Here is a 12602-nt window from a genome sequence, read left to right as displayed (position 1 = left end):
GTAATGAGGCCGCCGCAGCGGCCTGTCCTGTTATATGCCCGCCTCGGCAAAGACCTTTTTGGCGGTAAACATCGCATTCAGCGCCGCCGGGAAACCGGCATAGAGCGCAATCTGGATGATGACTTCAATAATCTCTTCGCGGGTGCAGCCGACATTCAGCGCCGCGTGCAGATGCACCGCCAGCTGCGGCTGCGCGTGGCCAAGCGCGGTAAGCGCCGCGACGGTCGCGAGCTCCCGGCTTTTCAGCGACAGCCCCGGCCTGCTGTAGATATCGCCAAAGCCGAATTCAATGACGTAGCGCCCCAGATCCGGCGCGATATCGGCCAGCGCTTTAATGACATTTTCCCCTGCCGCGCCGTCGATTTCAGACAGCCGCGCGAGGCCTGCCTCGTAACGTGATGAAGTCATACCGTTCTCCTTTTGTGTGGTTGAGATAACGGTAAGCCTTCGAGTTAACTCCAGGTCAAGCGCTGTTTTTTAACAGCGTTTCATCGTAATAGGCCATTTTCTCTTTCAGGCGCGCCAGATGGTCAGCCTGCTCCGCGAGCCGGGCTTCGAGCCGCTGCGCGTGATGCGCCAGCAGTTCACGGCGTGCGCCAGCGGTCGTCTCCCCCTGCGCGCGCAAGAGGGCGTAACGCTGGATCTCCTCAAGAGGCATATCGGTCGCCTTTAGCCGTTTGATAAACGCCGCCCAGTCGAGATCCGAACGAGAATAGTCGCGATGCCCGCTCGCATTACGCGCCGGCACCAACAACCCCAGCTTTTCGTAATAGCGCAGCGTATAAACGCCAAGCCCCGTCAGCGTCGCGAATGCCTGAATACGCATGACCGTCTCCTGCCTACCATTGCCCCATAAAAAAAGGCCGCGCGAGGCGGCCTTCAGCGGTAAGTGAACGCTTACGCGTAAACCGGGAAGCGTGCGCAGATATCCAGTACTTTACCTTTGACGCGCTCGATAACCGCTTCGTCATTGATGTTATCCAGGATGTCGCACATCCAGCCTGCCAGCTCTTTAACTTCGGCTTCTTTAAAGCCGCGACGTGTGACCGCCGGAGAACCGATACGGATGCCGGAGGTGACGAACGGGCTCTTCGGATCGTTCGGCACGCTGTTTTTGTTAACGGTGATGTTGGCGCGGCCAAGTGCGGCGTCCGCTTCTTTACCGGTCAGGTTTTTATCAACCAGATCCAGCAGGAACAGGTGGTTTTCCGTACCGCCGGAAACCACTTTGTAGCCGCGGTTCAGGAACACTTCCACCATCGCTTTGGCGTTTTTGGCCACCTGCTGCTGGTAGGTTTTGAACTCCGGCTCCATCGCTTCTTTCAGCGCGACCGCTTTCGCCGCGATAACGTGCATCAGCGGGCCGCCCTGCGCGCTCGGGAACACGGCAGAGTTCAGTTTTTTGTACAGCTCTTCGCTGCCGCCTTTGGCGAGGATCAGACCGCCGCGCGGGCCAGCGAGCGTTTTGTGGGTGGTCGTGGTGACGACGTGCGCGTGCGGAACCGGGTTCGGGTAGACGCCTGCGGCAATCAGGCCCGCCACGTGCGCCATATCGACGAACAGGTATGCGCCGATGCTGTCGGCGATTTCACGCATTTTTGCCCAGTCAACGATGCCGGAGTACGCGGAGAAACCACCGATGATCATTTTCGGTTTGTGCTCTTTCGCCTGCTTCGCCATATCCTCGTAATCGATTTTGCCGGACTCGTCGATACCGTAAGGAATGATGTTGTAGAGCTTACCGGAGAAGTTAACCGGGGAGCCGTGGGTCAGGTGGCCGCCCTGCGCCAGGTTCATACCAAGAACGGTATCGCCCGGTTGTAGCAGCGCGGTATAGACCGCGAAGTTGGCCTGGGAACCGGAGTGCGGCTGCACGTTAGCGTAGTCAGCGCCGAAGAGTTCTTTCGCGCGGTCAATCGCCAGTTGCTCAACGATATCCACATATTCGCAGCCGCCGTAGTAGCGCTTGCCCGGATAACCTTCGGCATATTTGTTGGTCAGCTGAGAGCCCTGCGCCTGCATCACGCGCGGGCTGGTGTAGTTTTCGGAGGCGATCAGTTCGATGTGCTCTTCCTGACGTACTTTTTCCTGCTCCATAGCCTGCCACAGTTCGGCATCATAATCGGCAATGTTCATTTCACGCTTTAACATCCGCATCTCCTGACTCAGCTGACAATAAAATGTACTGCAATTAGGGGCCCTTTTGGGCGACGGCCAACAGTGTAAACCGATTGGCAGCGTGAAGATAGGGCTTGACAGAGGTTTTTACGCAAACGTTTGGCATGGCGTGGCGCAAGGGTTTGAACGATTAAGCAAACGTGCCGTTTACGCGACTTATTTTCATTTTCAACCTGTCGTTTTTTCATACGCCGTGGTGTTTTCCCAAGGCTTGATAAAACCATTTACAGCGTGCAGGTATTTTTTATAAGATGCATTTAAAATACATTTTATAGAAAAACGGAAGGAAGCAACCATGCTGGATAGTCAAACCATCGCCGTCGTGAAATCCACCATCCCACTGCTGGCGCAGACTGGCCCGAAACTCACCGCGCACTTTTATGACCGGATGTTTACACACAACCCGGAGCTGAAAGAGATTTTCAACATGAGCAACCAGCGCAATGGCGATCAGCGTGAAGCGCTGTTCAACGCCATCTGCGCCTACGCCACCAATATCGAAAACCTCGCGGCCCTGCTGCCGGCGGTGGAGAAAATCGCCCAGAAGCACACCAGCTTTAATATCAAACCGGCGCAGTACAACATTGTGGGCGAGCACCTGCTGGCGACGCTCGATGAGATGTTCAGCCCAGGCCAGGAAGTGCTGGACGCCTGGGGCAAAGCGTATGGCGTGCTGGCGGGCGTGTTTATTAACCGCGAAGCCGAAATTTACCAGAGTAACGCGCAGAAAACCGGCGGCTGGGAAGGTACGCGTGAATTCCGCATCGTGAATAAAACGCCGCAGAGCGCCATTGTCACAAGCTTTGAGCTGGAGCCGGTGGATGGCGGCCCGGTCGCCGATTACCTGCCCGGCCAGTACACCGCCGTCTGGATCAAGCCGCAGGGGTTTGCGCATCAGGAGATTCGCCAGTATTCGCTCACCCGCAAGCCGAACGGCAAAAGCTACCGCATCGCGGTGAAACGCGAAGGCGAAGGCCAGGTGTCGAACTGGCTGCATCAGCATGCGCAGCCGGGCGATGTGATTAATCTTGCCGCGCCTGCGGGCGATTTCTTTATGGATGTCGAGCCGCAGACGCCGGTGACGCTTATCTCGGCGGGTGTGGGTCAGACGCCGATGCTGGCGATGCTCGATACGCTGGCAAGCGCGCAGCATCCGGCGCAGGTGAACTGGTATCACGCGGCGGAAAGCGGCGATGTGCATGCGTTTATTGAAGAAGTGGCGCAGCTCGGCGCGAAACTGCCCCGCTTTACCAGCCACGTCTGGTATCGCGTACCGACCGATGCCGATCGCAGCGCGGGCCGTTATAACAGTGAAGGGTTGATGGCGCTTCACGATCGCAAGGCGCAAGTGACCACGCCCGGTATGCAGTTTTATGTCTGCGGCCCGGTGAAATTTATGCAGTTCGCCGCGGAGCAGTTAGTGAGCATGGGTGTGAATAAAGAGAACATTCATTACGAATGTTTCGGCCCGCATAAGGTGTTGTAAGCGCCTGGCGTTTTTTTGGGGCGGTTCGGCGGGTGCGCTTCGCTTACCCGCCCTACGAAATCACACCGTATTCTGTAGGGTGGGTCAGCGCAGCGCACCCACCACGTCCAACCCCAACCTCCCGTAGGGTGGGTAAGCGCAGCGCACCCACCACCGCGAACCCCAGCCTCCCGTAGGGTGGGTAAGCGCAGCGCACCCACCATTTACCTGCGCGCCCCATGAGCGTCGGGCATAAAAAAAGCAGGCCCACTGGCCTGCTTTTTTTGTCCATCGCGCCCGCTTAAATCGCGGCGTCGTCTTCCTCGCCGGTGCGGATACGCACCACGCGCGCCACGTCGAAAACGAAAATCTTGCCGTCGCCGATTTTACCGGTCTGGGCGGTACGGATAATCGTATCCACGCAGGTATCGACGATATCGTCGGTCACCACGATCTCGATTTTCACTTTCGGCAGGAAATCCACCATATACTCTGCGCCGCGATACAGCTCGGTATGGCCTTTTTGACGACCAAACCCTTTCACCTCGGTCACCGTCATGCCGGTGATCCCGACTTCCGCCAGCGCTTCACGTACATCATCGAGTTTGAAGGGTTTAATAATCGCATCAATCTTTTTCATGGTGGATCCTTAATTCCTGCCAGCGCCTGCACGGCGATTCAGTTCGCGAAATCGGTTGCTCAAATTACCATACCTTGCAGCGGTTTGGGCACCAAAAACTACTCTTTAAAATCATTCGCCTCAAGCTCGTGGCGAGCCAGCAGTTTATAGAATTCGGTACGGTTACGCCCCGCCATCCGCGCGGCGTGCGTCACATTGCCTTTGGTGATTTGCAACAGCTTGCGCAGATAGTTGAGCTCAAACTGATTGCGCGCCTCGACAAACGTCGGCAGCACGGTGTTCTCGCCCTCCAGCGCCTGCTCCACCAGCGCCTCGCTAATGACCGGCGCGGAGGTCAGCGCCACGCACTGCTCAATCACGTTCACCAGCTGGCGCACGTTGCCCGGCCAGCTCGCCGCCATCAGACGCTTCATCGCATCGGTAGAGAAACTGCGCACGAACGGCTTATGGCGATCCGCCGCCTGACGCAGCAGATGGTTCGCCAGCAGCGGAATATCTTCCGCGCGCTCCTGCAACGCCGGGATCTTTAAATTCACCACGTTCAGGCGATAAAAGAGATCTTCGCGGAACTCGCCGCGCGCCATCGCCTTCGGCAGATCGCGGTGGGTGGCGGAGATAATCCGCACGTTGATATCGATATCGCGGTTGCTGCCGAGCGGGCGTACTTTGCGCTCCTGCAGGACACGCAGCAGTTTTACCTGCAACGGTACCGGCATATCGCCGATTTCATCGAGAAACAGCGTGCCGCCTTCAGCCGCCTGAAAAAGCCCTTCACGGCTGCTGACCGCGCCGGTAAACGCGCCGCGCGCATGGCCGAACAGCTCAGATTCCAGCAGCTGTTCCGGCAGCGCGCCGCAGTTAATGGCGATAAACGCGTTTTTGGCGCGCGGGCTGGCGTTATGGATGGCCTGCGCCAGAATTTCTTTGCCGGTGCCGCTCTGGCCGTTAATCAGCACGCTGACATCCGACTGCGCCACCATGTGCGCCTGCTCAAGCAGCCGCAGCATCACGGGGCTGCGGGTGACAATCGTCTCGCGCCACTGTTCGTCGCCTGCGGGCGCGGCATGCGCCAGCGCATCATCGATAGCTTTATACAGCGCGTCTTTATCCACCGGTTTAGTGAGAAAACTGAAGACACCCTGCTGGGTTGCCGCCACCGCATCAGGGATCGAGCCATGCGCGGTCAGAATGATCACCGGCATGCCCGGCTGGAGCTTCTGGATCTCGGCGAAAAGCTGCATGCCGTCCATTTCATCCATCCGCAGATCGCTAATCACCAGATCGATCTTCTCACGCGCCAAAATGCGCAGCCCTTCATGGCCGCTTTCAGCGGTCTCGACGGTAAATCCTTCGCTGGTGAGCCGCAGGCCCAGCAGTTTCAGCAGGCCCGGATCGTCATCCACCAGCAACAGGCGCGCGGGTTTATGCTGCGTCATGGTTTGGTCTCCTCCTGCGCGGGTGCGGTGTCCTTATCAGCCGGCGCGGCGCCCTCTTTCTCGGCATCCGGGCTGTGGCTGTTGTCCTGAATATAGCCGCCCGCGCTTTTCCGCGTGGAGAGCTGGCGTTCAATATCGGTCAGGTTTTCCAGCTTGCGGGTGGTGAGCTCAAGCTCAGTGCGCAGGTGCCGCTGCTGCTCGCGCAGGGCATCCAGTTCGCTGTCGGTGCTTTCCTGAAGCTTGCTGTAGCGGCCACGCTCTTCCGAAAGCGCAAGCTGCGCCGCCTGGCCGTCGCGCCAGGTTTCATACAACGGACGCACATGCGCCGGTATCGCGCCGGAGGTGGCGCTGAGCGTGGTGAGATAGCTGCGGCGTTCGGCAGGTGTTATGCGGGCGTTAGCCAGCAAAATGCCGCGTCGGAAGGCATGCTGCCAGGTGTCGTCCGGGAAACGACGCGCCTGCGCGCGCGCCTCGGCGGGCGAAAGGCGTTCCGCGCAGTCCATGCCGCGCAGCCAGAACAGCGGGTTATTTTCGACACTGGTGCCGGAGAGCTGCCAGATGCCGGAACAGTCGGTAAAGAGAAAATCCGCCAGTTGCTGTTCCGGCAGTTTTGGGTCGTGCGTTTGTTTGATATGGCTGGAAACCGGGCTTTGCACGCAGCCTGCCAGAAGGCATGGCAACAGCACGGAACAGGCCCGCGTGCGAAGAGAGAAAAACCGTGTGCCGCGCGAGCGCAGGCTGCGCCATGCGCTTACCAGACGTGAATTCATTTTTTTAATCGTTCCGGGTCAAAGAGCGGTAATTCGATACGAAAACAGACGTCGGCGGTGTCATCTTCAACCAGACGCAGTTCGCCGTGCATACGTCGGATGCAGTCCTGTGCAATGCTCAGGCCCAGGCCGCTGCCTTTCACCGCCCCTTTACGTTGATGGCTTCCCTGATAAAAGGGCTCGAAAATCATTTGCCGTTCCGCCTCAGGAATGGGCGTGCCGGTATTCGCCACCTCAATACATAACGTACTGGCAAGGCGGCGGCTTCGCAGATAAATGGTACCGGATTCACGCCCGTAGTGCACCGCATTGGAGTAGAGATTATCCAGCACGCTCATCAGCAGCATCGGCTCCGCGAGGCAAGGCGCATCGGCAAGCGACACCTCGGTATGCATCATTTTAGCCCGCGCTGGCAGACTGTGTGAGGCGATGACAATCTCCACCAGCGGCGCCAGCTCCACTTTTTCAAGCTCCACCGCGCCGCCCGCCAGTTTACGGTTGTAATCAAGGAGTTGCTCTATCAGCGTTTGCAGGTTGCGGCTGCTGGTATCGAGAATTTCCACCACCTCGCGCTGCTCCGCGGTCAGCGGCCCGACGACCTGATCGGCGAGCAGTTCGGTGCCCTCGCGCATACTGGCAAGAGGGGTTTTTAATTCATGGGAGATATGGCGCAAGAATTGATGACGCTGCGATTCAAGCCAGGCGAGACGCTCGCTGAGCCAGATAATACGCTGGCCTACCGATCGCAGCTCGCGCGGGCCTTTAAACATCATGGCAGTGCCGAGCGATTTCCCCTCGCCCAGCCGGTTGATCATTCGCTCGATGCCTTTTACCGGGCCGATAATCATCCGCGTGAAGAGCAGCACCAGCGCGAGGCTTGCCAGAAACAGCGCCAGCGCCTGCCAGCCGAACAGTCGCCCGCGCGAGGCGATTTCCTGCTGAAGCTGTTGACCGCGGGCGTAAATCACCGCGCGGGTAGCCTGCACCAGCCGGGTGTTGGTATCCGCGAAGGCTTCCAGACGTGTGGCGGCATCCGGCTTCGGGCCGCTGTTATGACACTCCAGTTGCGCCAGATCCACCAGGCTCTGGCGCAGGGCTTTATAGAGTCTCGCGTCAGGCAGCACGCTCGCCTGCGCCTCCAGCATTCGGGAATAGCGCTGACGCTGGCTTTCATAGACTTTCGCCAGCGTCACGTCATCCAGCACGCAGTACTGCCGGTAGCTGCGCTCCATTTCGAGCGCGATATTGGTCATCGCCTCGCTGCGCCGGGCATCCATCTGGGTAAGCGTGTTCGACTGCGCCGCCTGGGCGCTTAACGTATTCAGGCTCTGCCAGGCCTGCCAGGCGAGAAACAGCAACGGCACCATCACCAGTAAGAAAGCCATCATGACTAGTTGGCGAAGCGAGCGGGGAAAAGCAGGCCAGCGTTTCACGGCGTTATTCCGAAGTGATTGCAAAAGCCTGATGCTAACCGACAGCCGCGCCGGAGCAAAGCCAAACGCAAAAAACAACAAAGGCAGGGGATTAACCCTGCCTTTGTGATGGAATCAGGCGGTGCCTTACTCAACGTGTCGCCCGGGTTCTGAAATAGCAGCGCTATGATCAGCAGTTGGACGGCAGGCACCTTTAAGTGCGTCATTCGAAGTTTATGTAGCGCTCGCAATGGGGCTGACATAAGAAGGTGAATGAGCCACTGCGTGTTATTATGCAGTAACCGTGCCAGGTTTACTACATAAATCATAAGTTGCTGTTATGTAATAGTTTTAATTATATGAGACGCTTCAAAGTTTTGCGTTATTTTTCGCCAGAGTGTCGCTAAATCCCAACACTTCCCCCGATGCTTTTTAGGCACTATATAAATCAATCATTTAAATGTCGCAAATCAGCGACACCGCGATCATACCGCTGTCGCAATTTACCGACACCTGCCGGATTCGCACTCAAAAAAAAAGCGATTAAAAGAAAAAAGGCCTCTTGCGAGGCCTTTATCAGGATAAAACGAGCAGGATTAACCGAGCTGCTTACGCGCGTTGCGGAAAATGCGCATCCACGGGCTGTCCTCGCCCCAGTTCGCCGGATGCCAGGAGTTCGCCACGGTACGGAAGACGCGCTCCGGATGCGGCATCATGATAGTGACGCGCCCGCTTTCGCTGGTCACGGCGGTAATGCCGTTCGGTGAACCGTTCGGGTTCGCCGGATAGGTTTCCGTTACCGCGCCGAAGTTATCGATATAGCGCAGCGCCACCAGCCCTTTGCTCTCAAGCGCCGCCAGATGCGCGTCGTCGCGGACTTCCACGCGGCCTTCGCCGTGGGAAACCGCAATCGGCATATGGGAGCCGGTCATGCCGTCCAGCAGCAGCGACGGGCTGGCCGTCACTTCCACCAGGCTGAAGCGCGCTTCAAAGCGGTCGGACTGGTTACGCACAAAGCGCGGCCACAGTTCGCTGCCGGGGATCAGCTCGCGCAGGTTGGACATCATCTGGCAGCCGTTACAGACGCCGAGCGCCAGCGTCTGCGGACGGTGGAAGAATTCGGTGAACTCGTCACGCACGCGGTCGTTGAACAGAATAGACTTCGCCCAGCCCTCGCCCGCGCCCAGCACGTCGCCGTAAGAGAAGCCGCCGCAGGCGACGAGGGTGTGAAAATCGCCGAGGCCACGACGACCGGCGAGCAGATCGCTCATATGCACGTCGATGGCGTCAAAGCCCGCGCGGTGGAACGCGGCCGCCATCTCCACATGGGAGTTCACGCCCTGTTCGCGAAGTACCGCGACTTTCGGGCGCGCGCCGGTGGCGATAAACGGTGCGGCGATATCTTCTTTGATATCGAACGTCAGCTTCACGTTAAGGCCCGGATCGCTGTCGTTGGCTTTCGCCTGATGTTCCTGATCCGCGCATTCCGGGTTATCGCGCAGGCGCTGCATCTGCCAGGTGGTTTCCGCCCACCACATGCGAAGCTGGGTGCGGCTTTCGCTGTACACCACCTTGTCGCCCGCCGTCAGCGTGAAGCGATCGCCCGCGACCGCCTTGCCGAGATAGTGCGTGCATTCGCCAAGACCGTGATCTTTCAGTACGCGCTCTACCTGCTCGCGCTCGGCGGCGGCAATCTGAATCACCGCGCCCAGCTCTTCATTAAACAGCGCCGCCAGGGCGTCGTCGCCGAGGGCGGCGATATCCGCTTCAATGCCGCAGTGACCGGCAAACGCCATCTCCGCGAGCGTCACCAGCAGGCCGCCGTCGGAGCGGTCGTGGTAGGCCAGCAGTTTACGCTGCGCCACCAGCGCCTGGATGGCGTCGTAGAAGCATTTCAGCTGACCGGCGTCGCGCACGTCGGCAGGCTTGTCGCCGAGCTGACGATAAACCTGCGCCAGCGCCGTCGCGCCCAGCGCGTTCTGGCCGTTGCCGAGATCGATTAACAGCAGGGCGTTATCTTCGGTAGTGAGTTCCGGCGTTACGGTGCGGCGCACATCTTCCACGCGGGCGAAAGCGGAGATCACCAGCGACAGCGGCGAGGTCATCTCGCGCTGTTCGCCATCCTGCTGCCAGCGGGTTTTCATCGACATCGAATCTTTACCGACCGGAATGGTCAGGCCGAGCTGCGGGCAGAGCTCCTCGCCCACGGCTTTGACGGCAGCATAGAGACCGGCGTCTTCGCCAGGGTGCCCCGCCGCCGCCATCCAGTTGGCGGAAAGTTTCAGGCGTTTGATATCGCCGATTTGGGTCGCCGCAATGTTAGTGAGCGCTTCACCTACCGCCAGACGGGCGGAGGCGGCGAAGTCCAGCAGCGCCACCGGCGCGCGCTCGCCCATCGCCATCGCTTCGCCGTAGTAGCTGTCGAGGCTTGCGGTCGTGACCGCGCAGTTCGCCACCGGCACCTGCCACGGGCCGACCATCTGATCGCGCACTACCATGCCGGTCACAGTGCGGTCACCAATGGTCACCAGGAAGGTTTTCTCCGCGACTGTCGGCAGATGCAGCACACGCTTCACCGCGTCGGCAAGCGTAATGCCCGTACGGTCAAACGGCTGGCCCTCGGCCTGTAAGCGCGTAACGTCGCGGGTCATCTTCGGTGTTTTGCCGAGCAGAACGTCAAGCGGCATATCCACCGGCTGGTTGTCGAAGTGGCTGTCGTTAAGCGTCAGGTGCTGCGCTTCGGTCGCCTCGCCAATGACGGCGTATGGCGCGCGCTCGCGGCGGCACAGCTCATCAAACAGCGCCAGCTGTTCGGGCGCCACGGCCAGCACGTAACGCTCCTGGGATTCGTTACACCAGACTTCCAGCGGGCTCATGCCCGGCTCGTCGCTTAAAATGTCGCGCAGTTCAAAACGCCCGCCGCGTCCGCCGTCGCTTACCAGCTCCGGCATGGCGTTCGAAAGGCCGCCCGCGCCAACGTCATGAATAAAGAGGATCGGGTTGGCCTCGCCAAGCTGCCAGCAGCGGTCGATCACTTCCTGGCATCGGCGCTCCATTTCCGGGTTGTCGCGCTGTACTGAGGCGAAATCGAGATCGGCGTCGGACTGGCCGGACGCCATAGAGGACGCCGCGCCGCCGCCAAGACCGATATTCATCGCCGGGCCGCCGAGTACAATCAGCTTAGCGCCTGGCGGAATTTCGCCCTTCTGCACATGGTCGGCGCGGATGTTGCCAATGCCGCCTGCCAGCATGATCGGTTTATGGTAGCCGCGCAGCTCTTCGCCGTTGTGGCTGGCCACTTTCTCTTCATAGGTACGGAAATAGCCGTTCAGCGCCGGACGACCAAATTCGTTGTTGAACGCCGCGCCGCCAAGCGGGCCTTCGGTCATGATATCGAGCGCGGTAACGATACGATCCGGCTTGCCGAAATCTTCTTCCCACGGCTGCTCAAAGCCAGGAATGCGCAGGTTAGAAACAGAAAAACCGACCAGGCCCGCTTTCGGCTTCGCACCGCGGCCCGTCGCGCCTTCGTCACGAATTTCACCGCCAGAGCCTGTCGCGGCACCCGGCCACGGTGAAATGGCGGTCGGGTGGTTGTGCGTTTCCACTTTCATCAGAATATGCGCCGGTTCCTGATGGAACGCGTAGCGGCCCGCTTCATGATCGGCGTAGAAACGGCCCACGGAAGAGCCTTCCATAACCGCCGCGTTATCTTTATACGCGGAGAGCACGAAATTCGGGGTCTTCTCGAAAGTGTTTTTAATCATTTTAAACAGCGACTTCGGCTGTTTTTCGCCGTCGATAACCCAGTCGGCGTTAAAAATTTTGTGACGGCAGTGCTCAGAGTTGGCCTGCGCGAACATGTAGAGTTCGATGTCGTTCGGGTTGCGCCCCAGGCGGGTGAATGCGTCATGCAGGTAGTCGATTTCATCTTCTGCCAGCGCCAGCCCCAGACGCACGTTGGCGTCTGCCAGCGCCTGACGGCCCTGCCCCAGCAGATCCACGCTCTGTACCGGCGCGGGGTCGTGGTGCGCGAACAGCTGCGCGGCGTCTTCCAGCGCGCCGAACACGCTCTCCATCATGCGGTCATGCAGCTCTGCCGCAATCTGGCGCCAGGCGTCGTCGCCCGCGGTGGGATCCACATCGAGGTAATACGCCACGCCGCGCTCCAGGCGTTTGACCTGGGCGAGCCCGCAGTTATGGGCGATGTCTGTCGCTTTAGAGGACCAGGGAGAGATAGTGCCAGGGCGCGGCGTCACCAGCAGCAGACGGCCCGACGGCGCGTGGCCTGTAAGACTCGGACCATATTTCAGCAGGCGCTCAAGGCGCGCGTGCTCTTCGGCATTCAGCGGTGCGGCGAGGTCAGCAAAATGGACATACTCGGCATAAAGGGTTTTCACCGGGAGGTGAGCGTCTTTGAAACGAGCCAGCAGTTTGTTAATACGAAATGCCGACAGAGCGGGCGAACCACGCAGAATTTCCATCATCTAGTCTCTCGTCTTCGAAGCGCCGGAGGGCACCTCAGTGGGCGCAAGGGGGAAAACGGGCGTCATTATAGAGAATCCGGCGCGCTGACGAAACCGTTTGCGTAGAAATAAAATCCCGCCGTCGCGTTAACGTTTGGTGTGGCCGATTCCTCTAATTAGTTGCCAAGTGGCGCTTTGTTACGCAAAATGCCGCTCCATGCCATTCAAACGAAAC

The 12602-nt window shown here is 59.1% G+C and carries 9 protein-coding genes; 1 reads left to right on the top strand and 8 read right to left on the bottom strand.

All coding sequences use genetic code 11. The features are described 5' to 3' along the window. Positions 1–30: 30 nt before the first annotated feature. The 3 genes from G6041_RS18755 to glyA form a co-directional block, all read right to left on the bottom strand. On the bottom strand, positions 31–408 hold the full coding sequence (locus tag G6041_RS18755) for a carboxymuconolactone decarboxylase family protein (RefSeq protein ID WP_007897242.1): 378 nt from the start codon (positions 406–408) through the stop codon (positions 31–33). Between the two features lie 55 nt (positions 409–463). Continuing rightward, positions 464–826, bottom strand: coding sequence for a MerR family transcriptional regulator (locus G6041_RS18750; protein ID WP_012124031.1), 363 nt, complete (start codon positions 824–826; stop codon positions 464–466). 71 nt (positions 827–897) lie between these two features. Beyond that, positions 898–2151, bottom strand: coding sequence for a serine hydroxymethyltransferase (glyA, locus tag G6041_RS18745; RefSeq protein ID WP_007897240.1), 1254 nt, complete (start codon positions 2149–2151; stop codon positions 898–900). A 322-nt stretch (positions 2152–2473) separates the two neighbouring features. On the opposite strand from glyA, the gene hmpA reads away from it, so the two are divergent. Beyond that, positions 2474–3664 carry an NO-inducible flavohemoprotein gene (hmpA, locus tag G6041_RS18740; RefSeq protein ID WP_012124029.1) on the top strand — a complete coding sequence of 397 codons (1191 nt, stop codon included), beginning with the start codon at positions 2474–2476 and terminating at the stop codon, positions 3662–3664. Positions 3665–3944: 280 nt separating this feature from the next. Here the strand turns inward: hmpA and glnB are convergent, their stop codons facing one another. From glnB to purL, 5 genes are all read right to left on the bottom strand, one after another. Next, the gene (glnB, locus tag G6041_RS18735) at positions 3945–4283 is read right to left on the bottom strand and encodes a nitrogen regulatory protein P-II (protein WP_002438074.1); all 339 of its coding nucleotides are present in this window, start codon (positions 4281–4283) and stop codon (positions 3945–3947) included. 98 nt (positions 4284–4381) lie between these two features. Continuing rightward, positions 4382–5719 (bottom strand): two-component system response regulator GlrR, encoded by a 1338-nt coding sequence (glrR, locus tag G6041_RS18730; protein WP_007851747.1) that lies wholly within the window; start codon positions 5717–5719, stop codon positions 4382–4384. After that, complete coding sequence (gene qseG, locus G6041_RS18725; protein WP_041460409.1) at positions 5716–6489, bottom strand: two-component system QseEF-associated lipoprotein QseG; 774 nt, start codon at positions 6487–6489, stop codon at positions 5716–5718. The genes glrR and qseG overlap by 4 nt, the downstream gene beginning before the upstream one ends. Beyond that, the gene (locus G6041_RS18720) at positions 6486–7922 is read right to left on the bottom strand and encodes a sensor histidine kinase (protein ID WP_041460408.1); all 1437 of its coding nucleotides are present in this window, start codon (positions 7920–7922) and stop codon (positions 6486–6488) included. Before G6041_RS18720 ends, qseG begins: the two co-directional genes overlap by 4 nt. Positions 7923–8497: 575 nt before the next feature. Continuing rightward, positions 8498–12388, bottom strand: a complete 3891-nt coding sequence (gene purL / locus G6041_RS18715) for a phosphoribosylformylglycinamidine synthase (RefSeq protein WP_012124026.1) — start codon at positions 12386–12388, stop codon at positions 8498–8500. Between the last annotated feature and the right edge of the window lie 214 nt (positions 12389–12602).

Origin of the sequence: Cronobacter sp. HA18003 (assembly GCF_011605905.1) — a bacterium.
GTDB lineage: Bacteria > Pseudomonadota > Gammaproteobacteria > Enterobacterales > Enterobacteriaceae > Cronobacter > Cronobacter sakazakii.
This window is presented reverse-complemented; position numbering and strand designations above follow the sequence as displayed.

What these genes read in the sequence shown, in the direction of transcription:
- G6041_RS18750 (WP_012124031.1), bottom strand. Translation starts at nt 826, where the DNA reads ATGCGTATTCAGGCATTCGCGACGCTGACGGGGCTTGGCGTTTATACG.
- purL (WP_012124026.1), bottom strand. Translation starts at nt 12,388, where the DNA reads ATGATGGAAATTCTGCGTGGTTCGCCCGCTCTGTCGGCATTTCGTATT.
- hmpA (WP_012124029.1), top strand. Translation starts at nt 2,474, where the DNA reads ATGCTGGATAGTCAAACCATCGCCGTCGTGAAATCCACCATCCCACTG.
- glyA (WP_007897240.1), bottom strand. Translation starts at nt 2,151, where the DNA reads ATGTTAAAGCGTGAAATGAACATTGCCGATTATGATGCCGAACTGTGG.
- G6041_RS18755 (WP_007897242.1), bottom strand. Translation starts at nt 408, where the DNA reads ATGACTTCATCACGTTACGAGGCAGGCCTCGCGCGGCTGTCTGAAATC.
- glrR (WP_007851747.1), bottom strand. Translation starts at nt 5,719, where the DNA reads ATGACGCAGCATAAACCCGCGCGCCTGTTGCTGGTGGATGACGATCCG.
- qseG (WP_041460409.1), bottom strand. Translation starts at nt 6,489, where the DNA reads ATGAATTCACGTCTGGTAAGCGCATGGCGCAGCCTGCGCTCGCGCGGC.
- glnB (WP_002438074.1), bottom strand. Translation starts at nt 4,283, where the DNA reads ATGAAAAAGATTGATGCGATTATTAAACCCTTCAAACTCGATGATGTA.